This is a genomic window from Cellulophaga baltica, assembly GCF_018861125.1.
Lineage (GTDB): Bacteria > Bacteroidota > Bacteroidia > Flavobacteriales > Flavobacteriaceae > Cellulophaga > Cellulophaga baltica_A.
Genome location: NZ_JAHKQN010000005.1, coordinates 406002 through 428992 on the forward strand (window position 1 = coordinate 406002; position 22991 = coordinate 428992).

At 30.6% G+C, this 22991-nt stretch carries 21 protein-coding genes; 15 read left to right on the plus strand and 6 right to left on the minus strand.

Going from position 1 to position 22991, the window contains the following annotated elements:
- The first annotated feature begins 187 nt into the window (after positions 1 to 187).
- Complete coding sequence (locus tag KO500_RS02500) at positions 188 to 724, plus strand: 30S ribosomal protein S16 (RefSeq protein WP_215954917.1); 537 nt, start codon at positions 188 to 190, stop codon at positions 722 to 724.
- Between the two features lie 17 nt (positions 725 to 741).
- Complete coding sequence (gene rimM, locus KO500_RS02505) at positions 742 to 1272, plus strand: ribosome maturation factor RimM (RefSeq protein ID WP_215954918.1); 531 nt, start codon at positions 742 to 744, stop codon at positions 1270 to 1272.
- A gap of 14 nt (positions 1273 to 1286) precedes the next feature.
- Here rimM and KO500_RS02510 read toward each other — a convergent pair whose 3' ends face one another.
- The 5 genes from KO500_RS02510 to KO500_RS02530 all read right to left on the minus strand — a co-directional run bounded on the left by KO500_RS02510 (position 1287) and on the right by KO500_RS02530 (position 6847).
- Positions 1287 to 1649: a hypothetical protein gene (locus tag KO500_RS02510; protein ID WP_215954919.1), complete on the minus strand. Its 363-nt coding sequence runs from the start codon at positions 1647 to 1649 to the stop codon at positions 1287 to 1289.
- A 96-nt stretch (positions 1650 to 1745) separates the two neighbouring features.
- Positions 1746 to 3932 carry a PepSY domain-containing protein gene (locus tag KO500_RS02515; RefSeq protein ID WP_215954920.1) on the minus strand — a complete coding sequence of 729 codons (2187 nt, stop codon included), beginning with the start codon at positions 3930 to 3932 and terminating at the stop codon, positions 1746 to 1748.
- Between the two features lie 9 nt (positions 3933 to 3941).
- Positions 3942 to 4436 (minus strand): DUF2271 domain-containing protein, encoded by a 495-nt coding sequence (locus KO500_RS02520; RefSeq protein WP_215954921.1) that lies wholly within the window; start codon positions 4434 to 4436, stop codon positions 3942 to 3944.
- 1 nt (position 4437) lies between these two features.
- Positions 4438 to 5937, minus strand: coding sequence for an ankyrin repeat domain-containing protein (locus tag KO500_RS02525; protein ID WP_215954922.1), 1500 nt, complete (start codon positions 5935 to 5937; stop codon positions 4438 to 4440).
- 4 nt (positions 5938 to 5941) lie between these two features.
- The gene (locus tag KO500_RS02530; protein WP_215954923.1) at positions 5942 to 6847 is read right to left on the minus strand and encodes a DUF6607 family protein; all 906 of its coding nucleotides are present in this window, start codon (positions 6845 to 6847) and stop codon (positions 5942 to 5944) included.
- Between the two features lie 94 nt (positions 6848 to 6941).
- Between KO500_RS02530 and KO500_RS02535 the strand changes: the two genes are divergently transcribed.
- From KO500_RS02535 to KO500_RS02560, 6 genes are all read left to right on the plus strand, one after another.
- Positions 6942 to 9017 (plus strand): TonB-dependent receptor plug domain-containing protein, encoded by a 2076-nt coding sequence (locus tag KO500_RS02535; RefSeq protein WP_215954924.1) that lies wholly within the window; start codon positions 6942 to 6944, stop codon positions 9015 to 9017.
- Positions 9018 to 9032: 15 nt separating this feature from the next.
- Positions 9033 to 9674, plus strand: coding sequence for an HmuY family protein (locus KO500_RS02540; protein WP_215954925.1), 642 nt, complete (start codon positions 9033 to 9035; stop codon positions 9672 to 9674).
- Positions 9675 to 9809: 135 nt separating this feature from the next.
- Positions 9810 to 10541 (plus strand): tRNA1(Val) (adenine(37)-N6)-methyltransferase, encoded by a 732-nt coding sequence (locus KO500_RS02545; RefSeq protein WP_215954926.1) that lies wholly within the window; start codon positions 9810 to 9812, stop codon positions 10539 to 10541.
- Positions 10542 to 10633: 92 nt separating this feature from the next.
- Positions 10634 to 11335, plus strand: a complete 702-nt coding sequence (locus tag KO500_RS02550) for a hypothetical protein (protein WP_215954927.1) — start codon at positions 10634 to 10636, stop codon at positions 11333 to 11335.
- Between the two features lie 162 nt (positions 11336 to 11497).
- Positions 11498 to 12676, plus strand: coding sequence for an acyl-CoA dehydrogenase family protein (locus tag KO500_RS02555; protein ID WP_215954928.1), 1179 nt, complete (start codon positions 11498 to 11500; stop codon positions 12674 to 12676).
- A 128-nt stretch (positions 12677 to 12804) separates the two neighbouring features.
- On the plus strand, positions 12805 to 13335 hold the full coding sequence (locus KO500_RS02560; RefSeq protein WP_215954929.1) for a YSC84-related protein: 531 nt from the start codon (positions 12805 to 12807) through the stop codon (positions 13333 to 13335).
- 291 nt (positions 13336 to 13626) lie between these two features.
- On the opposite strand, the gene KO500_RS02565 is transcribed toward KO500_RS02560, so the two are convergent.
- Entirely contained in the window at positions 13627 to 14616 is a 990-nt protein-coding gene (locus KO500_RS02565; protein WP_215954930.1) for a helix-turn-helix domain-containing protein, read from the minus strand.
- Between the two features lie 119 nt (positions 14617 to 14735).
- On the opposite strand from KO500_RS02565, the gene KO500_RS02570 reads away from it, so the two are divergent.
- From KO500_RS02570 to KO500_RS02600, 7 genes are all read left to right on the plus strand, one after another.
- The gene (locus tag KO500_RS02570; protein WP_215954931.1) at positions 14736 to 17102 is read left to right on the plus strand and encodes a TonB-dependent receptor; all 2367 of its coding nucleotides are present in this window, start codon (positions 14736 to 14738) and stop codon (positions 17100 to 17102) included.
- A gap of 72 nt (positions 17103 to 17174) precedes the next feature.
- Positions 17175 to 18224, plus strand: a complete 1050-nt coding sequence (locus tag KO500_RS02575) for an alpha/beta hydrolase (RefSeq protein ID WP_215954932.1) — start codon at positions 17175 to 17177, stop codon at positions 18222 to 18224.
- Positions 18225 to 18238: 14 nt separating this feature from the next.
- Complete coding sequence (locus KO500_RS02580; RefSeq protein WP_215954933.1) at positions 18239 to 19384, plus strand: PepSY-associated TM helix domain-containing protein; 1146 nt, start codon at positions 18239 to 18241, stop codon at positions 19382 to 19384.
- Positions 19385 to 19541: 157 nt separating this feature from the next.
- A complete protein-coding gene (locus tag KO500_RS02585; protein ID WP_215954934.1) occupies positions 19542 to 20447 on the plus strand; it encodes a sensor histidine kinase in 906 nt (301 codons plus the stop codon).
- Positions 20448 to 20796: 349 nt separating this feature from the next.
- Entirely contained in the window at positions 20797 to 21420 is a 624-nt protein-coding gene (locus tag KO500_RS02590; protein WP_215954935.1) for a CatB-related O-acetyltransferase, read from the plus strand.
- Between the two features lie 360 nt (positions 21421 to 21780).
- On the plus strand, positions 21781 to 22242 hold the full coding sequence (locus tag KO500_RS02595; protein ID WP_215954936.1) for a mobile mystery protein A: 462 nt from the start codon (positions 21781 to 21783) through the stop codon (positions 22240 to 22242).
- Positions 22233 to 22829, plus strand: coding sequence for a mobile mystery protein B (locus tag KO500_RS02600; protein WP_215954937.1), 597 nt, complete (start codon positions 22233 to 22235; stop codon positions 22827 to 22829). Before KO500_RS02595 ends, KO500_RS02600 begins: the two co-directional genes overlap by 10 nt.
- Positions 22830 to 22991: the final 162 nt, after the last annotated feature.

A 22991-nucleotide genomic window follows, 5' to 3' on the forward strand; every position in this document is an offset into this window, starting at 1 on the left:
ATAGTGAAATACCCCGTTTATTTAAAGTAGTTTTATAAGGAGTTATTAACCAAAGTTTTTAGTTGTGATTAAGTAATTAAAAACATGTTGTTTATAAACGAAAAAAGATTATATTTGCACCCGCTTAAGAATAAGCAAAGTTTAGAATTAATAATCAAGGGTCGGGCACCCTACAAATTAATGTGATATGCCAGTTAAAATTAGATTACAAAGACACGGTAAAAAAGGAAAACCATTTTATTGGATCGTTGCTGCAGATGCAAGATCAAAAAGAGATGGTAAATTCTTAGAAAAATTAGGTATCTACAACCCTAATACAAACCCTGCAACAATTGACTTAAACTTAGATAAATCTGTTACTTGGTTACAGAATGGTGCACAACCAACTGAAACTGCTAAGAGAATTTTATCTTATAAAGGTGTTCTTTTAAAGCACCACTTATTAGGTGGTTTACGTAAAGGCGCATTAACTGAAGAGCAAGTTGAAGAAAAATTCAATGCTTGGTTAGAAGAAAAAGGAAAAATAGTTGGTTCTAAAGTAGAAGGTTTAGATAAAGCTAAGGCTGATGCTAAAGCTAAAGCGTTAGAAGCTGAAAAAGCTGTTAACGAAAAGCGTGCTGCTGAAGCTGCCGCTGCTGCTTTACCAGAAGAAGTAGTTGCTGATGCAGAAGAAGCTGCTCCTGCTGAGGAAGCTCCTGCTGCTGAAACAGAAACTAAAGAGTAATTTATATTTAAAACGATATGCTAAAGTCAGATTGTTTCTACTTAGGTAAAATCGTTTCAAAATACAGCTTTAAAGGTGAGTTACTAATTAAGTTAGATACTGACGAACCTGAAGCATACGAAAAATTGGAATCAGTGTTTATTTCCCTTGGAAATAATCTGGTTCCTTTTTTTATTAAAAAATCGCAACTTCATAAATCAACATTATTACGTGTTCGTTTTGAAGAGATTGCAGATGAATCTGATGCAGATCGCATTATGGGTTCAGAAATTTACCTACCACTTACTATGTTACCTAAACTTACGGGTAACAAATTCTACTTTCACGAAATTATTGGTTTCACTTTAAATGACAGTGTTCATGGTGATATTGGTACTATTGAAAGTGTAAATGATACTACATCACAAGCATTGTTTGAAGCTATTAAAGATGACAAGCAATTACTTATTCCTATAAATGATGATATTATCACTAAAGTAGACCGTGAGAATAAAACAATACATGTAACCACACCTGAAGGATTGGTTGCATTGTATATGGATTTATAAAAAATCTCCTTTTTTTAATTCAAATCAATAGATTGATTTTCTAGCATATTATCTAAACGCAATTGGAAAATTGTACCTGTTATTAAATCTTCAACATCTTTCAATTCTTTTAAAGTCATTGCAAAACTAATTTGCCCAAAAGGTGTTTGTAATAAATATGATTTACAAGAATCTTTATGCTGACAACCATCGCATACACATAAACTATCTAAGGTATTTTCTATAATTATAGAAAATAATTCAAGTTCGTTTTTAGTAACATAAACACCAGTGTCTTTAAATACCAACTGAATTTTTTTACTATCTTTTTCTGAATTTTTTGTCCACTGAAATGCTATTCCAAATTCATTATAGTAAATCGTATTAATGTCGTCCATGGGAGTAATTTATTTATATCAATTCTAAATAACGAATTTATGTAGAATCATTCTAAATAAAAAACAAAAGAGGACTAATTTTCCTGCTTTTTAAAATTAATAACAATCAGACTTTATTAAATGTCTAAAATCATTAATATTAAGCTTGTTAGCTAAGCAAATTTGCTCAAGAGCATCAAGAACACCTTTATACATAACTAAAGAACCACAGACCATTAACACACCTTCACTTAAAAGAGTTTCCATAATAAAATCTGAATCCCCTGTGATTAAATCTTGCACATATACTTTGTATTCTTCTTTAGAATAAGCAATAGTTAACTTGGTAAGATTTCCATCTTTTAGATACGTACTAATTTCTGGTTGGTATAAATTGAAAGCCCTTTTCGTTCTCACTCCACAATACAAGTGTGTATCTATTTTTTTTGAATTACCAGCTAACATACCTATAAAAGGAATGATTCCTGTTCCATTACCAATCATAATTACTCTATCAGTTTTTTTAGGAAAATGAAAATTCTTGTTTTGGATTACCCTTGCCTTAAGCTGCTTGTTTACAACTAAATCATTCAAGTAATTAGAACCTAATCCATTTAAGTGACACTTCACACTTAAATGCATGTTACCATTGACTTTGGCAATTGAATATAAACGTTCGTTATAGTCATCCTTAGGGTAAATAGCTAATAAGTCACCAGAAGTAAAACGAAGCTTCTTTTTAGGCTTTAAAACAAGTCTAAAAGTATCATCAGGATTATCTTCTTTATTGGTTTTAGAAACTACTTTAAATGGTACCGTATTTTTAGGTATGGTATGAAAAGCATCGGAAGAAATTGACAATTGAGTTCCTACTGCTTTGGACCATAAAGCTACCCATTGCTCAAAACTATTGAATGATTTATCATTAATCGTAAAAGGTGGTAATAACTGTTTTATATTTTGATCTTGTAAAGATTTATCTACATCAAAAGCAAATTTGCAAAAATCTGGGTATGAAAGCGAACCAAAACCTACTACAGAATAATCAAAGCTTTGGTTTTGTTTAATTTTTTCTAATAACTTTAAAAAATTAGTTGCATTTGCAGGTGCTTCTCCTTCACCATAAGTAGAAGTTAGAACAATTAAATGCTTTATGTTTTTATAAATAGTATATTTATTTAATTCCGCTACAAAAACACGTTTACCATTAAAAATTAATTCTTTTTTTAATGCATTAGCAAATAATAAAGTTCCTCCGTTTTCAGAACCCACCAAAATAACATACTCACTATTATTTTTAGTGAATTTATTTTTAATTCTAAATGCTCTTCTTTTAAGGGTCATAGCAAAACCAGAATAAATGAAAAACAAAATGTTTACGGTAGCTATCAATAATATAAATGACCATATTATAGAACCCTCACCAGTATGTAATTTCAAGCTTAGTTTTGAAAGCACATTAATTAAAGGATCTTCAATCACGCTTAAAACTTCACCAGTAAATTGATTAATTACCAATTCTTTGGTTTGAAATTTAATCGTGTAATAATCCTCAACATCATCAGAAAATGGGAATTCTACGTGCTCAACATCTGATAATTGTACGTCTTTCAGAACAGGAAAATCATTAATATTTAATTGTGGAGTGGCATTAATCTGCTCAAAATCTATTAGATGCGATTTTTTATCGGCAGGAAAAACATTGAATTTTTCAAGGGATAAATACACCCCAGTAAGTGTAATGATTATTATAGGAATTAATGTAGCTCTACCCAACACCACATGCCAATACTGTGCAAAACTTTCATTAACTACTTTTGTAAAGAATTTACGAACTCCACCCTGTCGTTTTAAAATTAGCACCGTACCAGAAACGGTAATTAAGAAGAGTAAAAAAGAACATAGACCTACAAAAAAACGTCCAATACTTTTTAAAAATAAAGAACGATGTAAACTGGTTACAAACTGAAAAAACTTTGAAACCTCAGGTTTCTCTCCTATGAAATCAGCAGTAATCGGATTAAAAAAACCTGTTAATGATCCCCCTTCATCAGTAAATACCGAAGCAGTTACAAAATCATTAGCATCAATTTCTAAAGACAAAACTTCAGAATATTTATCTTTAAAAACGGAAATAGTTTCTGAAGCGGTAAGCTCATCAAACCCCGATACTTTATAGGGTTGTATTTGCTCAGAAATAGGTTCAAAAGCCAAGATAATTCCGGTTAAAGAAGCTAATAGTATAAAAACAAAAGAAGATACAGCCAGTGCAAGGTGGCTATATCTCCAAATAGAAATTGTCATATGTAGTTATTAATTAGGCAACATACGCACATAACGTAAGAAACCCGTACCTTCTACTTTACTTTTTACCGATTCAGAAGTTAATTCAAACTCTGCGTCTTTGGTATAATATTCCTGATCTTCAACAGCAGTTTCAAAACGGATTTTGTAACCACTATTTACTTTATCATCATCTATTTCAATAACACTAATTGTACGCGCACCACCAGCAATAGTTTCACCAGTAATAGCATCTAAATCTGAACGTTTTTTACCATAAAATTTCCACCACTCTGTAATATCATGATACCACTCACTATCATCACCTTGAACATATAGTGTTTTTTCATATGCTCCTTCCGGGTTAATTAATGAAATTACCACATAAGCACCTTCACCTGTGTAGTTAATCATCTGCATCATACACTTATACTTTGTAGTTGCAGGTTTTAAGGTGAAAGAATAAACAGATAACACCAAAATAGCCACTGTTGCAAAAAATGTTATTTTAAATACTTTTTTCATCTTACTTTAAAAATTCAATTGATATATTTTTCTCTTGTAATAATTCGTTTTCTGAAGCTAAATCATAAACAGATTCATCAAAATCAGTGGTAGCATCTTTTTTAGCACCAATTGATAATAAATACTTCAAAGCTTTATCATCTTTTGCACGCATTGCTGCTACATGAATTGGAGCAACACCATCATTATTTTTAGCATTAACATCAATATTATATTGCTTTACCACTTCTAACAATTTAACATCATTATTAGCTAAAGCCAAGTGATATAATGTATTTCCATTTTTTTGAGGAGCAGTAATATCTAAACCTTCTTCAGTTAACAATTTTAATTTTGCATCAAAATCAGTTTTTGATTTTGGACTGTAAGATTTTAATAAATAATAAGCTAAATTATTCCCCTCATTATCAATAGTTTTAATTGATGCTTTATTCTGAAGTAAAAATGCAACAACTTTAGGTGAATTATTTTCAGTAGCAATTGCTAAAGCAGTTTCTCCCTTCTTATTTTTAAGATTTATGTCTTTTATCTTTGGTAGAAAAAATTCAATTGTCTCAACTTCGTTTCTATTCACTGCATTTAAAAACGCTGTATTACCTTCTTGGTCTGCAAGGTTTACATCAACCCCTTTGTTTATAAAATAATTAAATACTTCTTTATCTGTAGCATAAGAAGCTAAGTTATGTAAAGGAGTTTTCCCTTCACTATCAATTACATTAGGATTTAAACCTAAAGATTCTAAAAATTTATAGAATTCTAAAGGTTTTAGCTTAGCTCTACGTCCACCTTGGGTAGCAAACATAAAAGCATTATCATTACCGTTAACTCCTTTTTCACGTAAAGCTTTTAAAGCTTCAATATTTCCTGTTTTTGCAACATAGTTAAAAGCATCATTACCTTTTGCATCAACACTATTAATTGACAAACCTTTGCTAACAAAATAATCCGTTAGTTTAAAATTTTTATCTTTTTGAATACCTAACAACAATGCATTTGCGCCATAAGGTGTAAGGTCTTTTTTAAGATCAGCACCATTTGCTATACAAAAATCATAAACAGCTGTATTTTGCTCACCTGCTGCTGCTGCAAAATTTAATACCGTACTTCCTTTATCGTCCGTGATATCCATTTTAGCTCCTTTTGAAACTAAATATTTCATGATCTCTACATTACCTTTGTACGCTGCCCAAAATAAATATGTTCTACCGTCATGTGTAAGTTTATTGGCATCGTTACCTTCTTTTGACTGAATATATTTAATTACGGAATTATCTGCTTGTTGTAAAATTGCGTAAACAACAGGATCAAAATTGCTTGAAGTTTTTCCTGCAATATCATTTCCTTCATTAATTTTTTCCTCTATTAATTTAATCGTAGGTTTTGAGCCCCAAAATTCTCGATTTAAAAAAACATTTTCTTCAGTTTTTGCTGGTCCATGACCTTGTGCACTTAACTGCGCACTAAAAATTGAAATGAATAATATAAATAGTGTTTTTTTCATGATTTTATTTTACAAATGATTCTATTACTGGGTTAATTTGTTCGCTAGTGTTATAATTTTCGTCGTCAAATAAATATTTATACAACAACTTATTATCAACTTTTTCTTCTAAATGTAAAACTTTATTACGTGCAAAAACCTCATTCCACTTTGAACGTACAATTTGCCATTTATTTTCATGAGACACCCAGTAATCTTGAGCAGCTTTACATTTCTCATCAGCAACCTTTACATACGTATTATGTCCTTTTTCTTGCGCTAATAAAATATCTTCTTTACCATCTTCACGTATCACCTTGTTATTATCCTGGTCATGTAACCAACCATTTTCAACTATTTCATGCCTGTTAGTTCTTGTTGTTACATTATAATCACTACGCGTTGTATACTCCCTTCTTGGTAATGGTGCATCAGTTGTATTTTCCCAATAACTTTTACCATCAACATGCACCCAAGTTGCACTTCCTTCATAACGCGGACTATCATCAACCTGGAAAACTTTTTGAGTCCACTGACCCTTTACTTCATCTTTTGGTAAACTTACAAAGTTCCATTTGTTATCATGATCAAACTCATATAAGTCTGTATTTTCAAACTCCCAATCTTGACGCCAGTGTTTTACAATATAAGGTGATGACTCTGGCCCAACAATTAATAAATGTTGTAGCATAATTTTATCGTCAGAATCTTCAACCAATTGCACCCATTCTAAACCTTTATCATGTTTGGTTTTTGATGCTACATACGTTGAATCTTCAGCATACTGAAAAGTTTCAGCAAAGTTGAAAGATACTTCATAACAACCACACATACTTTTGATGGCCTTTTGATCTTGTTTCTTTTTATTCTGAGCACTTAAATTAGAAATAAGCAACATACCCAGTATAGCTACTAAAAAAGTTTGTTTCATTTGTTCTGTGTTTAACAATTTGATGCAAAAAAATTAAACCTTATTTAGACTCAATTAAAATAAGATTATATATTTGTGACAAATCTAATCAAGAATGAATCTAAATAAAAATAATTGCATATTTATTTTATGCCTTTTTTTAAACTACATTCTTTTAGCACAAACAGTTAAAAGTGATTCAACTGAAATAAAACAACTTGATGAAGTTGTAATTACAGCCACAAGAACAATTAGGCAGTTATCTTCACTTCCACTTCCTGTACAAATAATCTCTAAAAAAGATATTGAAAGTTCAAATTCTATCCGCCTTAGTGATATATTAAATGAACAAACTGGCTTAATTACCGTACCCGATTATGGCGGAGGGGAAGGAATACAATTACAAGGATTAGATTCTCAGTATACACTAATTTTAATTGATGGAGTCCCACTAATAGGTCGTTCCGCAGGAACTCTTGATATTACAAGATTAACAGTTGGAAATATTAAACAAATAGAAGTAGTAAAAGGCGCCTCATCAAGTTTGTATGGTAGTGAAGCCCTTGGTGGTGTAATCAATATTATTACTGAAAACCCAAAAAAAGGCTTAAATGGTGATATAAATTACAGACTTGGAGCCTATAATACACACGATTTAAACACATTAATTTCTTATAAAAAGAAAAAAATAGGCATAAGTACATTTATCAATAGATATAGCTCTAACGGTTACGATTTAGATGACGATGTTACCCTAAAAACAGTTGAACCTTACAGTAACTATACTTTTAACAGCAAACTTACTTATGATATTTCAAAAAAAACTAAAATTTTATTATCAGGAAGGTATTATACTCAGAATCAAGATTACGTTGCTTCAGAAGAATTAAAAGGCGAGAGTAACATTAACGAATGGAATGCCCGCTTTAAAATAAGTCATAATTATAATAAAAAATGGAGTAGTAATTTTGATTTATATACAACACGTTATATAGCAAAAGAATATTTAGACTCTATTAGTACTGGTTCTAGATATAGTGATTCAAACTACGATCAAGTTTTAATTAGACCAGAATTTAGAGTTGCATATCATGTAAATAATAAAAATAGTTTTATAGGAGGTATTGGCTTAAACCATGAAACCCTTGATCGTGACGATTTTACTGAAAAACCAATATTTAACTCTCCCTACATTTACGCTCAATATGATGCAAACCCCACAGATAAATTAAATTTAATTATTGGTGCTCGTTTTGATAGCCACAATAAGTATAAGTCACAATTCAGCCCAAAAACTGCCATTAGATACCAGTTATCAAATAAATTAGCTATAAAATCATCTATAGGTTATGGCTATAAAGCCCCCGATTTTAGGCAACTATATTTTGACTTTACAAATGCAACAGTTGGTTATACGGTATTAGGGTATAATGCTGTAGCCACTGCAATACCAGAACTAGAAGCACAAGGAGAAATATCAAGTATTATAGTTCCAATTTCTGAATTTGATAGCGAATTAAAACCTGAAAGTTCTGTAAGCATAAACCTAGGGATTGATTATACATTCAACTCAAAACTTACTAGTACTATAAATTTTTTTAGAAATAATATTAGCAATTTAATAGACACAAGAGTAATAGCAAATAAAACAAATGGGCAAAACGTATACAGCTATTACAATGTGAACAATGTTTATACAGAAGGTTTAGAATTCAATTTAAAATGGAACCCTACAAAGAATTTAAAAATTTTAGGCGGGTATCAACTCTTATATGCCAAAGATAAAGATGCCAAAGAAGCATTTAACAATGGTGAAGTATATGCACGAGACAACAATAATTCTTCATTCCAATTACAGAAAGACGATTATTATGGTCTATACAATAGATCTAGACACATGTCTAACCTAAAAATATTCTACAACATTCCTAAATATAAAACAGACGCTAATATAAGAACTACTTACAGAAGTAAATACGGTCTAACAGATAGTAACGGAAATACTTATTTAGACAATTATGATGACTTTGTTAATGGATATTGCATACTAGATTTTTCTATCAATAAAACATTTTACAAAAACTACAAACTAGGATTCGGTATTGATAATCTATTCAATTTTACTGATCCTGATAATATTACCAATATTCCAGGAAAGCTTATTTACGGAAAACTAAAAATACATTTTTAACTTTAAATTATATTCATGAAAACAATTAGAACAATTCAACTAGTACTAACTTTTGGGCTATTTTTAGCATTTACATCTTGTGACAATAACGATGACACTGATAATTCAAGCAGTGAAGCTGTAGAATCAAACACAGTTACCAATTTACAAGCTACGCAAAGTGCAGATTACACTACAAGCCCTGCAACAATTACTGGAGATTACATTCGATTTTCTTTTGATTCTGGCTCTACAACTACCGGAGATGACTGGGATGTTGCTTTTAGAGGCACTACTATTTTAGTTAACGGAGGAGAAGCAACCTCTGATGATGAACCAGAAAGAACAGGTGATGCAGGTATTTATATAGCATCTGGTACTTTAGCTAGTATTACAGAAGTAAATACCGAATTATTTGAAGTTGATAGTGCTACTGATGGATTAGCAATTACCACAGGTTCTGATAATGGCTGGTATACTTATGATTCTACGACTCATATAATTTCTCCAATTGCAGGTAAAATTATAGTTGTTAAAACTACAACCGGTACGTATGCTAAATTTGAAATAACTAGTTATTATGAAGATGGAGAAGCAAATGAAGATTTAAGCAACTCTCAATACTACAGTTTTAATTATGTATATCAACCTAATGAAGGTGAAACTTCTTTTGAGTAATAAAATTTAACAACTTTAGCTTTAGTGTTTTTTACAAAAATTATTCCAATATAATTTTAAATCCCAAGACGTAATTGTCGAGGGATTTTTTTATGCCCAATAAATTAGTATTAATTTTGAATTCAAATTACATATATGAAACCATTTAAGTTCAAAGAGTTTACAGTAAATCAAGATAAGTGCGCAATGAAAATTGGTACTGATGGTGTTTTACTTGGAGCTTGGGCATCTATTAAAGACAACACTTATTCTATATTAGATATTGGCGCTGGCACTGGTGTTATATCATTAATGTTAGCACAACGTAGTGATGCTGAAAATATAGAAGCAATTGAACTTGATGGTGATGCCTTTGAACAATGCGCAGAAAATTTCGAAGCATCTGACTGGTCAGACAGATTGTTTTGTTTTCATGCAGGTTTTGATGAGTTTGTTGATGAATATACTGAGGAAGAACCCGATGAAGCCGAATTGTATGACTTAATTGTTTCAAACCCTCCTTTTTACAATGAAGATGTTTCTAGTGGTGATAATGCTCGAGATAATGCCCGTCAAAATTCATCTTTACCTTTTGAAGAATTAGTCTCAGGAGTATCAAAACTTCTTTCCCCTAATGGTGTGTTTTCAACTATTATCCCTTTCAAAGAAGAAGAACATTTTACCGTTCTAGCAAGTAATCATAAGTTATTTTTAAATAGAGTAACACGAGTTAAAGGCAATGAAAATGCTGAAATAAAACGGAGCCTTTTAGAATATTCATTTACCAAAGATGATGTTTTAGCCAATGAACTTATTATTGAAAAAGAACGTAATAGTTACACTGATGAATACAAAGCCCTAACTAAGGATTTTTATTTAAAAATGTAAATTAGAAATTGAAATTACGGTTCATCGAAAAAAAATAATATTTAAGTTTTTCAAACGTTTTTATATCATATAAATCTCAAATTAGAAAAACTATGAAATCAATTTTTAGTATTGCTATTTTTTCAATTATGTTACTATTCGCATCATGTGATAGTGACGATAATTCAAATGAAGAAATGACTACTGAAGCACCTTGTACAGATGAAGAAATTACAACTTATTTATTAGATTCTTGCAAATGGAATATGACGGGAGACCGTTTATTAAGTTTTACAGAAACTGAAGTTATTTTATATGACAATAGCGGTGAAGCTTACGAAGAGGCTAGCTGGAGTATTGCTAACGGAGTAATTACATTTAGTGATTTAGTTGAATTACAATTTTACAATGGAGATTGGAGCGTTACCGAATGTGGTGAAGACAATTTTTCACTCTTACGTAGTGAAGACGAAGAGGCTATAACTTTAGAAGCACAGGAATGTGAAGCACCTTGTTCTGATGATGAAATTATATCATATTTAGCAGAATGTATCTGGTATATGAATGGTGATGTGCCAGAAGAAGGACTTAAAGTTGATTTTTCGAATATGAATATTCACGTTTACAATGCAGACGGTGACATTGTTGACGAAGGAAATTGGAGTATTGAAAATGGTGTTATTACTTTTAATAATTTATCTATGACTTTAGCCAATTATATTGGTGATTGGAACATTGAAGAATGTAGAGCTACATATGTTGCTTTAACCAATGAAGCTGATACATCAATCGGTTTTGAAAGAGATTGCAATTAAGTAACACATATAAACTCGTTTTAAAAAAGCAGACTATTTGTATAAATAGTCTGCTTTTTTTATAATTCAACGTATACATAAATCAGCCTGATTAAATATTTTTAAAACAATATATCATTTAACTGTTACAAATCTTTAATTATCTTTACTGAAAACCAGTTTATGCAAAAAGATTTATTTGAAGCTCCTGATTATTATAATATTGATGATTTACTTTTAGAAGAACATAAATTGGTTCGTGATGCGGCAAGGCAATGGGTTAAACGATCTGTTTCTCCAATAATTGAAGAACACGCACAAAAAGCTACATTCCCTAAAGAAATATTAGGAGGTTTAGCTGAAATTGGAGCTTTTGGTCCATACATACCTGAAAAATACGGTGGTGCTGGTTTAGACCATATCAGTTACGGCTTAATAATGCAAGAAATTGAACGTGGTGACAGTGGTATACGTTCTACAGCATCAGTACAATCTTCATTAGTAATGTACCCTATATTCACATACGGAAATGAAGCACAACGCACTAAATATTTACCAAAATTAGCTTCAGGTGAATTAATCGGTTGCTTTGGCTTAACGGAACCAAACCACGGTTCTAATCCTAGTGGTATGGAAACAAAATACAAAGATATGGGTGACCATTATCTTTTAAACGGTGCAAAACTTTGGATTTCAAATGCACCTTTTGCTGACATTGCTATAGTATGGGCAAAAAACGAAGAAGATAGAATTCACGGACTTATTGTTGAGCGTGGTATGGAAGGTTTCTCCACCCCTACAACACATAATAAATGGTCATTAAGAGCATCAGCAACTGGTGAACTTATTTTTGATAATGTAAAAGTACCTAAAGAAAATATTTTATTAGGCAAAACAGGGTTAGGCGCTCCACTTGGTTGTTTAGACTCTGCTCGTTTTGGTATTGCTTGGGGAGCAATTGGTGCCGCAATGGACTGTTATGATACAGCATTACGTTATGCAAAAGAACGTGTACAATTTGGCAAACCTATTGCAGCAACACAGTTACAGCAAAAAAAATTAGCTGAAATGGTAACTGAAATCACCAAAGCACAATTATTGGCTTTACGATTAGGGCAACTTAAAAATAATGACAAAGCTACAAGTGCACAAATATCAATGGCTAAACGCAATAATGTTGATATGGCTTTAAAAATTGCACGCGAAGCTAGGCAAGTATTAGGCGCAATGGGTATTACGGGTGAGTTTAGCATTATGCGTCATATGATGAACCTTGAAAGTGTTATTACTTATGAAGGTACTCATGATATTCATTTATTAATCACAGGTGCCGATATTACAGGTTTTTCTGCTTTTCAATAATTGGTAAAAGCACACTAAAAATTAATTAGATACCACAAATAGCTATTTAACAAATTCTTAGTAGAGCGCAAAAAACAAGAAGTATAATTTTGCTCGTATATCAATTACAAAATCAAAATTATACAAATATGAAAAAGATGAAATATTTCACGGCCCTAGTTATAGTATTACTTGCATTTAATGTAAATGCACAGACTAGCAAACAAAAAAGAATTATTGAAGATGCTACTGAAGCTAAAGAAACACTTTTAAAAACTGATGAAGGCTTAAAGCATTTCTTTGACAATGCCGCAGGTTATGTTATTTTCCCCAACGTAGGTAAAGGTGGTTTCATTATTGGTGGAGCATCTGGTAATGGTGTTGTTTATGAAGGTGGAGAAAAAGTTGGTATGGCTGGCTTAAAAAAGCTAAACATTGGCTTACAGGCTGGTGGACAATCAATTATTGAAGTAATTTTCTTTGAAACACCTAGTGATGTTAGGGAGTTTAAAAAAGAAAACTTCAATTTTGGTGCTGAAGCTTCTGCTGTAGCAATCAAATCTGGAATTGCATTCAACGCAAAATATAAAGATGGCGTTGCAGTATTTGCTCTACCTAAAGCAGGTTTAATGGCTGATGCGTCTGTTGGAGGACAAAAATTTAGCTATGACAGTTTTTAATTTAAGAATATCAAAAAAAGTATAAAAGGAGCCAATTGGCTCCTTTTTTTTATTTCAAACCTATTTGTTAGGCTAATTATTCGTTTAAAATTAGAAATAAAATAGCTACATAACTTAATCGTATCATTTCACAACAACATTCTCTTATTACACATCATTAGTTTTAAAAAAGAGAGCTACCTATATATCTTTGAAGTGTAATTAAAGCGTAAATAATTTTTTCATTTTCATATAGTGTTCTCGTAAAAGGGTCCGGATCTTAATTGATTTCGGACTCTTTTTAATTTTAATCTATATGTTATTCTTTAAAGTACTTGGCAAGCAGTGAAACACTTTTTTAAAAGCCACAGTAAAATGTTGTGGATTTTTATAACCAATTTCATAAGCTGCCTCTGCTATGGTATACCCTTTCTCTATAATTAATTTTTTAGCCTCTTCCATTCTAATCTCCGTTAAATAAGAAAATATAGGTTTCCCAAAAATCAACTTAAAATTCTTTTTCAGTTTAAATTGGTTAATGCCACATATAATGGCAAGTTCAGCTATAGTTAAGGGCTTTTTTAAATTTTCTTTAATTAAAACCTCAACATCCATTATTTTTTTATAATCATCATCACTTACAATTTGTTTGTCAGCTTTATCTTTCGCTTTTAAATCATTAAAAAGTATGGCCAATATTTCAGTGATTTTAGATTCTAAATATGCTTTTTTTAAGCCTCCTTCAAACTTACAATTTATAATATCATTAATATGATGATGCAATTGAGGAGTAATTGGCTTGCTCTTCTCCCACATTTTAAAAGGCTCATTGTTTTGCAATGCAGTACCAAAATCAGAACATTCTTTTTTAAACGATGTACCAAAAGCTCGCTTTAAATAATCTTTGGTAAAAAGTATTTCTAAAGTCTTTCTATAAGGTTCGTCATATTTTAAAGTTCCACTTACTTCTGGTAAGAAAAAGAAATTATAATGGCCACCAGGTATATTTACCTCAATACTTTTCTTGTTTCTTGGCTTATAAATACTGCTTCCCTCCATTTCAAAATGAATTTTTAAAAACGGAAAATCATGATCAACATCAACCATTAATGGTGGTGTTATTTTACCATTACGCATGCTCAACTTAATACCATTTAGTAAAATTTCACGAGTTTCACCTTCTACTAAAGGGTTGTCAGCCTTAATAATTTTATCTTCAATCACTCTTTTTTTGAAGCCTTCAGAAAAATTATTTACAATGATTTTATGGGGGTACAAGTGGTTTTTATAAACTGATTTCATAAAATACTTTTTACGGCTTTAATAATACTTTTCGCGTTAACTTTTTAACAAAGTATTAGAATACTTTTGTCGCTATTATTATTTAAACTAATTATAAATAACGAAAATAATAGATTATTATGAGAATATCTAAAATGCTAGCAATATTAACTATCTTCTTGCTAGTTACTAATCTAAACGCCCAACAAAATAGCGCTAAAATTTATGGCCAAGTTGTTACTTCTGACAATTCGCCTGCAGAATTTATCAATGTAATGATCAAGTCTATCAAAAAAGGAACAATTACAAATTTTGATGGTGAGTATGAGTTTAAAAATATACCTTACGGTTCGTATACTTTAGAGTTTTCCCTTATTGGAATGGAAAGTAAGATAGTTTCTATTGATGTTAACTCTCCTACACTAAACATTCAAGATGTAATTTTAAATGAAAGTAATGAGCAGTTAAGTGAGGTAGTGGTTAGCGCACAACGACTAAACCAGTTTGCACATAAAGAATCTGAATATGTAGCTCGTGTACCTTTAAAAAATATCAACAACCCACAATCATATTCTGTTGTAACTAATGCATTATTAGAAGAACAAATTACTACAGATTTACCTTCTGCATTTAAAAGTATAACTGGTGGTGGTTATGTACAATCAAACGACGGAAACGTAAGTGTATATTTAAGAGGATTTAGATCTGATGTACATTTAAGAAATGGTGGTATTGCTTGGATTAAAGCTCCAATTGACCCTCAAAACATTGAGCGTTTAGAAATTGTAAAAGGTCCTGGATCATTATTATACGGTACAAATGTAGATAACATTGCTAATTTTGGTGGTGTTGTAAACAAAGTAACAAAACAAGCTTATGACGGTAAAAAACTAGATATTGGTTTTATTGCTGGAAGATGGGAACAAGAAAGAGCTACGCTTGATTATAATACTGTCGTTAGTGAAGATGACAATATCTATTTTAGATTAAACGCTGCTTACACATCAGAAAACAGTTTTCAAGATCAAGGAATTATAAGAGAGTTTATGGTGGCACCATCATTAACTATTGATTTATCTGATAAATTAACGGTAAATGCAAATTTAGAATACAACCAAAGTAAACGTAACTTAAACTTTGCAAGAGGTTTATCTAGCTCACTAATTACTGACGATGTAAACTCTTGGGATGATTTAAACTGGGATTTTTACACAAACTACGGAACAAATGAAATGGCTGGTTATTTTTCAAATTTAGCTGCTCAAATTCATTTAGATTATAAATTATCTGATACTTGGTCATCAAAAACAACATTAACAAAAGCTACTACGTATACTGATGCTAATTATCTACGTGTTGTAATGACTGATGAAACTACGGTGAGTAGATACTATTTACAATACGACCCTAGAGAAACAAGCAACACGCACATTCAACAAGACTTTTTAAACGTAATTGAAGGTGATAAAATTGACAACAAATTAGTTGCTGGTGTTAGTTACTTACACAACCTAGAAGATTACCAAAGAACAGGTGTTTGGAATGAAATTGATGCTGTTGATACTACAGATCCTGTAATTTCAGGTTTAACAAATGATCAGTTTGAAGCAAATATTGCTGATCAAACAAAGAACAAAACAGTTATTGAGTTTCAAACTTTAGGTATTTATGCATTTGATGCGATTACTTTAAATAAGAAGTTAACTTTAACTGGTGGTTTACGTTTTGACCGTTTTATGTCTAAAAACACAATTACAAATGGTGCAGAAGGCACAAACGGGTATAATCAAAGTACTTTTAATACCAAGTTAGGTTTAGCTTATAACCCATTTGATGATAAAGCATCTTTATTTTTAGGATATATGGATGGTCTTAGTAATAATGCACCTTCTGATAATGGTACTGGTGAAGTTATTACTTGGGATGCTGAAAGAGCTAAACAATTTGAAGTAGGTACAAAACTTGACTTTTTTGAAGGTAAATTATTAAGTACAATTAGTTACTATAACATCTCAATTGATAATGATATAATTACTGATGAAGATGGTATTAGCTCTCAAACTGGTGAAACATTAAGTAGAGGTTTTGAAATTGATTTAATTGCAAACCCTGCACCAGGTTTAAATGTTGTTGCTGGTTATACAAAAAATAAAGCAACATTAGAAAAAGTAGATTTTGGTAATGAGGCCGTTTTAGGAAACAGCTTAACATACACACCAGAAAATGTTTGGAACTTTTGGCTAAGCTACCAAGCATTAAAAGGTAAAGCTAAAGGTTTAGGCTTTGGTTTTGGCGCAAACCATATGAGTGAAATATACAATAGTACCACTAACAACTTTGGTTCAGAAGCGTATACTACTGTTGATGCAACTGCATTTTACAAAAAAGACAAATATAAGGTTAGCCTAAAAGCTGATAATCTTTTTGATAAGGAATACTATAATGGCTATGGTATACCGCAAAAACCTTTTAATTTTAGAGTAGGTTTAACTTACAGCGCATTTTAAAAAATAAAAAACAAATACAAAAAGAGAATGTTTAACAGCATTCTCTTTTTTATATTTTAAGCAACAACACTTATGAATAAAGGAATACTATTTGTAATACTTTGTATATTTTCATTTTTAGTACACGCTCAAAAAGTTGAAATTGGAGAGTTGAAAACCATTTATTCTTCCACGCTTAGTGAAGAAAGAGAATACTTTATCTCTTTACCTGAAAACTATACTAATAAAAATTTTCAAGATCAGAAATACCCAGTAATTTACATAGTTGATGGTGAAAAATTTTTTCATGTAACTAGTGGCATGGTTAGTAATTTATCAAACGGGTATTACCCATTAATTCCTGAATGTATTATAGTTGCTATTAAAAATACAAATAGATCAAGAGATTTAACCCCAACGAAAGATTCTAAATTAAATTATGAATCAGGCGGAGCTACAAAATTCACAGCATTTATTAGCGAAGAGTTGGTTCCTGAAATCAATAAAAATTACAGAACTTTAGATTACAAATTACTTATCGGCCATTCTTTTGGAGGCCTTTTTGCATTAAATATTTTATTTGATAAACCATCAACCTTTAATGCATATATTACAATTGACCCAAGTTTGTGGTGGGATGATAATTTACTTGTAAAAAAGTTAGACAAGAATATCAAAACTTTAGATTTCGCAGGTAGTGTTTTATTTTTCGCCAATGCAAATTCAATAGGCAATCAACCAAAACCTAGTGAACAGCATTATGCACATTTTAAAGCTAAAAAAAACACTATTGAAATACTAAATACTACTACACCCAAAAACTTAAATTTTGTGGTAAAGCATTACGAAAATGAAGATCACGGTAGCGTTGTACTACCATCACTTATAAATGGTTTACGCACCGTTTTTACAGGATTTCGTATTAATGTAAAAGAACTTATTAAAAATCCATCTTTATTAGAAGAAAACTACAGTAACCTATCTTCCAATTTAAATTATAACTTTATACCTCAAGCAACATATATTAACCGTGTCGTAGATTTAGCATTAAAAAGAGGTGAAAAAGAAAATGCTATAATTTTAAATAACATCAATAAAAAATTATACCCTCAGAACAATTATTTGAAAAGCAAATTCAACTAAAACCAACACCTATCATGAGAAATTATACCATCAGAAAATTTATAAATGATATTCACTTATGGCTAGGTATTGCAAGTGGCATAGTATTGTTTATAGTTTGTTTGACTGGTACAATTTTAGCTTTTGAAACAGAACTAGTACAAACCTTTGACAAACAAGATCATTTTTCAGAAAAAACAGGTAATAAAGTTCCTTTCGAGATTATTGTAAAAAATCTAGAGGCTGATGGTTCTGTTGTAAAAGATTTCATTTTTTTTAATGATGAAAGTCAAAACATTCAATTCACTTTACTGACTAAGGAAGAAGCAAATTCTGGAAAACCAGCCAGAGGAAAATCGGTTCAAATAAACCCGTACACAGGCAAAAAGGTAATTTCTATAGGTAAAACAAGAGCTTTTATTCATTTTATTGAAGAGTTTCACCGTTACTTGTTACTTGACACAAAAATTGGCAGGCCTATTGTTGGGGTGTGTACCATTATATTTATCATACTATGTATTTCTGGCTTGATCCTCTGGATGCCTAAAAAGCTTAAGCAGTTTAAAAAATGGAAATCATGGAAACAAGGCTTAACGTTAAAAACAAAAGCAAACTGGAAAAGAATAAATTACGATATACATAACACTTTTGGTTTCTATGCACTATTTCCAATGCTACTAATGGGGCTAACAGGTTTACTTTGGTCTTTTCAATGGTATTATAATGGTCTTGAAGTTGTTTTAGGTGACAAATTAGGTAAATCTAGGTTTGATACCACCATACTATTAAATACAACAGAAGAGAACTCTCCAAAATTAAATTTGAGCACACTTTTACAAAAAGCAGATAGCATACTGCCGTACGAAAATAAAGCAACAAGAATTAACTTGCCTTTAAAAAAGAATGAAAGTGTTATGATTCGTAAAAAAAGTAATGCCTTTTTAGCGTATGATGCCACCGATAAGCTTCAATTTAACCCGTACACAAACAAACTGGTTTCGAAAACCCTTTTTAAAAATGAAAAATTTGGCTCTAAAATAGCTATCTTAATTAGAAGCATTCATGTAGGTTCATTTGCAGGAAATTTTACAAAAATCATCTATTTTTTAGCCTGCCTAATTGCTACATCATTACCCGTTACAGGCACCATAATTTGGATTAATAAATTAAAGAAAAAATAATTTTAAAAACCAAAACAACTTCATATCAACACGATATAAAAATACCTTTACATTACTGCGTTTTAAATATTGTAAGTAATTAATACAATATTTTTGTAATTTTATCTTTATAATAAGCAACCAATTAACTATAATTTATAGGATTTACTCCCTACACATGTTACCAATAAGAGATAAATTAAATAACCCATTTGTAGTGGTAACATTAGCATTATTTATAGCTGTTGCAGGCTATTTAATAAGTGATTATTTTGTGCATTGGATAAAATTTTGGTTAGGCCTTTATTTGGCCATTGCCTTACCAATTATAATTGCCTTACCTATAGCCTTTATTCTACAACAAAATTTTAAAAAAATAAATACTCAAAAAAAAGAATTAGAGCATTTAGATACTATTAATAAAAAGCTTTTTCTATTAATTTCTCATGATGTTAGATCGCCTTTAGCAAGTTTAATTGGCACTATTGATTTAGTCGCTAACAATGATATTGATAGTGACGAAGCTAAATTATACTTTAAAGAGCTCTCTAAAAAAGTAAAAAATGTAAATATTTTTTTAGACGGATTGCTAGATTGGTCACGCAGACAAACACAAAACAAACCTTTAAGTTTTGTTACTTTTGAAGCATTACAGGCAATTAAACCAATGTGGGAATTACTTGAACACGAAGCTTTAAAGAAAAACATTACAATTAACACTAACAATTTAAATACTAAAATGTATGCTGATATTGACAGTTATACATTTGTATTTAGAAACATACTGCAAAATGCTATAAAATTCACTAAACAATCTGGCATTATAGTATTAGAAACAAAGGAGATAAATGGTTTAATACATACAATAATCTCTGATACTGGTGTTGGAATACATACCAAAGAAATTGAGAAAATTTTAAAAGGCGAAAACTGGTATACAACAAAAGGTACCTCAGAAGAAAAAGGTACTGGTTTTGGGCTAAGAACATGCTTGTATTATTTAAAAAAAAATAATGGCGATCTTTTAATTGATAGTGAAGTGGGTAAAGGAACTAAGGTGTCTATTTTATTACCTAAAGGATAAGCTATTAAGCAACTTAGTTTATAGAAATAGTTATGCTACAATAGAAAATTATAGTTTTTAATTTATAGGATAAATAAGGCAGAAAGACCAATCAAAAAAAATTTCTAACCATTGTTTTTACAAACTGTAGAAAACAAAAAATATTTACTTTTATTTTAGTCATAAATAACACACAATATCTTAATTTAGTACAAATTAGGAGCTTTATGTTTTTAAATTAAAAGAAGCTAAAAAGCATAAAAGTTCCGCATAGCCAACCAAAAAGGCATTATAACCGGAAGAAAGTTCCGTATATAAACAAGTTGTGCGTCATTTCGAACCATAATAAACTTAATAGAATATAAAACATATGACAGGTCCAAATAAAAACATAAAATTTCCACTTGAGAATTATGACAGACTTTGTTTTTTAAAGAATATCATAAAAAACCCTAACATCATTGTTGGAGATTATACATATTATGACGATTTCGAAAATGTAGAAAATTTTGAAAAAAACGTAAAATATCATTTTGACTTTGTAGGTGACAAACTTATTATTGGCAAGTTCTGTATGATTGCATCTGATGTAAAATTTATTATGAATGGAGCAAATCATCTAACAAATTCTCTAACAACTTATCCTTTTGCGATTTTTGGGAATGGTTGGGAAAATGCAATGGAAGGAAAATCTTATCCTCAAAAAGGAAACATAAATATTGGTAATGATGTTTGGATTGGCTATAACGCAACTATTATGGCTGGTGTGACAATCGGAGATGGAGCAATTATTGCGACAAACTCAACCGTAATTAAAGATGTTGAACCCTATTCAATTGTTGGAGGAAATCCAGCGAAAGAAATAAAGAAACGATTCCCTAAAGAAACAATCTCAAAATTATTAGAGCTAAAATGGTGGAATTGGGATATTGAAAAAATCACAAAGAATATTAAAAACTTGACGGGCTCTGAAATTGAAAAAATAATTGAATAAAAAACGAACGCACAACAATGTATAAAAATAATAAGGGTAAGTGCCAAACCCAAAGTTGGTGCATATTAACAAAGTCCGCCAAATTTACAATTTGACAGTTTAAAGAAAAATAACGGTGAAATTGTAAATTTGGCTAAGTGCTAAATCTGAAAGTAAGTGCATTTTTTAATCCCTTACTATTATTATACTAACCGTTGGCTTTAATTTAAATCAGAACCTTTTAGACAAACTTATTCATACATATGTGTATGATTATTGACATAAAAAGAATACATATAAGTATTCTTTTATTTGTTTATTTATACATATTTGTATACTTTTGTTTTAATTTACATACTTATATGTATAAAATGTTAACAAATGAGAAACAAGAAAAAACTACTCATAGAACAATTAGACCAAAAACTGACTAATTTTAAAGATGCAGGAATGGTCCTGGTCCCACAAAAAGGATGGGTAAATACTATTAGAACTACTCTTAATATGACAAGGGACCAATTAGGAACCAAACTTGACTTGACTAAAGGAGCTATTCAAAAAATTGAGGAACGTGAAGCTACAGGTCAGATAACCATCAATAAACTAAAGGATGTTGGCAATGCCTTGAATATGAAATTCATCTATGGTTTTATTCCTAAAGATGGGACCATCGAAAGTCTAATCAACTTAAAGGCTGAAAAACTGGCCCGAAAAATTGTTTTAAGGACCAATCAAAATATGAAATTAGAGGACCAAGGAATCAGTGAAGATAAAATTGATCATTCAATAAATGACTTGGCTAATGAAATAAAAAGGGAAATGAGAAAGTCATTATGGGATTAGATTTAAAATACGCAGATGGCCAAACACCTTTAGATGAAGACGAAAAAGAAGGTCTAAAAATAAAATCAATAACAACACAAAAAGAACTCGATGAATTTGAACAGTTAAATATTGAAAAAGCTGTAGAATGGACTATTCGTGCTAATTTAAAACCTGAAAAAATATTGACTGAAAAGTTTATAAAAGATTTACACAAAAAAATGTACAGCGATGTTTGGAAATGGGCAGGTGAATTTAGAAAGACTGACAAAAACATTGGAATAAAATGGACTCAAATCGGAATAGAACTAAAAAATCTAATTGATGACACTAAATATTGGTTAGAAAATAAGACTTATCCACCTAAAGAAATTGCTATTAGATTTAAACATAGAATCGTAGCAATTCACTGCTTTCCTAATGGAAATGGTAGACACTCAAGAATGATGGCTGATATAATTATTGAATCTATTTTCGGAAAAGAAATTTTCAGCTGGCACAAGTCAAATATGGTTAGAGCGGATGAAACAAGAAAAGAGTATATCATAGCATTAAGAAAAGCTGACAATGGAAATATAAAACCATTAATAAAATTTGCAGAAAACTAAAAAACTAAAGCCAACACCGTGTATAATTAATTGCTTTGGCAAGTGCTTATTTGGAAAATTCCTTCGGAATTTTCTCAGGTTCGTATTTGTTTACTAAATTAGTTACTTAACCACGCAACTAACCATACACAATCACGTTCTACGCAATTTTGACCCGTCCTG

What these genes read in the sequence shown, in the direction of transcription:
- KO500_RS02560 (WP_215954929.1), top strand. Translation starts at nt 12,805, where the DNA reads ATGAAAAAGATGAAATATTTCACGGCCCTAGTTATAGTATTACTTGCA.
- KO500_RS02555 (WP_215954928.1), top strand. Translation starts at nt 11,498, where the DNA reads ATGCAAAAAGATTTATTTGAAGCTCCTGATTATTATAATATTGATGAT.
- KO500_RS02510 (WP_215954919.1), bottom strand. Translation starts at nt 1,649, where the DNA reads ATGGACGACATTAATACGATTTACTATAATGAATTTGGAATAGCATTT.
- KO500_RS02540 (WP_215954925.1), top strand. Translation starts at nt 9,033, where the DNA reads ATGAAAACAATTAGAACAATTCAACTAGTACTAACTTTTGGGCTATTT.
- KO500_RS02550 (WP_215954927.1), top strand. Translation starts at nt 10,634, where the DNA reads ATGAAATCAATTTTTAGTATTGCTATTTTTTCAATTATGTTACTATTC.
- KO500_RS02525 (WP_215954922.1), bottom strand. Translation starts at nt 5,937, where the DNA reads ATGAAAAAAACACTATTTATATTATTCATTTCAATTTTTAGTGCGCAG.
- KO500_RS02585 (WP_215954934.1), top strand. Translation starts at nt 19,542, where the DNA reads ATGTTACCAATAAGAGATAAATTAAATAACCCATTTGTAGTGGTAACA.
- KO500_RS02590 (WP_215954935.1), top strand. Translation starts at nt 20,797, where the DNA reads ATGACAGGTCCAAATAAAAACATAAAATTTCCACTTGAGAATTATGAC.
- KO500_RS02545 (WP_215954926.1), top strand. Translation starts at nt 9,810, where the DNA reads ATGAAACCATTTAAGTTCAAAGAGTTTACAGTAAATCAAGATAAGTGC.
- KO500_RS02500 (WP_215954917.1), top strand. Translation starts at nt 188, where the DNA reads ATGCCAGTTAAAATTAGATTACAAAGACACGGTAAAAAAGGAAAACCA.
- KO500_RS02580 (WP_215954933.1), top strand. Translation starts at nt 18,239, where the DNA reads ATGAGAAATTATACCATCAGAAAATTTATAAATGATATTCACTTATGG.
- rimM (WP_215954918.1), top strand. Translation starts at nt 742, where the DNA reads ATGCTAAAGTCAGATTGTTTCTACTTAGGTAAAATCGTTTCAAAATAC.
- KO500_RS02535 (WP_215954924.1), top strand. Translation starts at nt 6,942, where the DNA reads ATGAATCTAAATAAAAATAATTGCATATTTATTTTATGCCTTTTTTTA.
- KO500_RS02575 (WP_215954932.1), top strand. Translation starts at nt 17,175, where the DNA reads ATGAATAAAGGAATACTATTTGTAATACTTTGTATATTTTCATTTTTA.
- KO500_RS02600 (WP_215954937.1), top strand. Translation starts at nt 22,233, where the DNA reads ATGGGATTAGATTTAAAATACGCAGATGGCCAAACACCTTTAGATGAA.
- KO500_RS02565 (WP_215954930.1), bottom strand. Translation starts at nt 14,616, where the DNA reads ATGAAATCAGTTTATAAAAACCACTTGTACCCCCATAAAATCATTGTA.
- KO500_RS02530 (WP_215954923.1), bottom strand. Translation starts at nt 6,847, where the DNA reads ATGAAACAAACTTTTTTAGTAGCTATACTGGGTATGTTGCTTATTTCT.
- KO500_RS02595 (WP_215954936.1), top strand. Translation starts at nt 21,781, where the DNA reads ATGAGAAACAAGAAAAAACTACTCATAGAACAATTAGACCAAAAACTG.
- KO500_RS02570 (WP_215954931.1), top strand. Translation starts at nt 14,736, where the DNA reads ATGAGAATATCTAAAATGCTAGCAATATTAACTATCTTCTTGCTAGTT.
- KO500_RS02520 (WP_215954921.1), bottom strand. Translation starts at nt 4,436, where the DNA reads ATGAAAAAAGTATTTAAAATAACATTTTTTGCAACAGTGGCTATTTTG.
- KO500_RS02515 (WP_215954920.1), bottom strand. Translation starts at nt 3,932, where the DNA reads ATGACAATTTCTATTTGGAGATATAGCCACCTTGCACTGGCTGTATCT.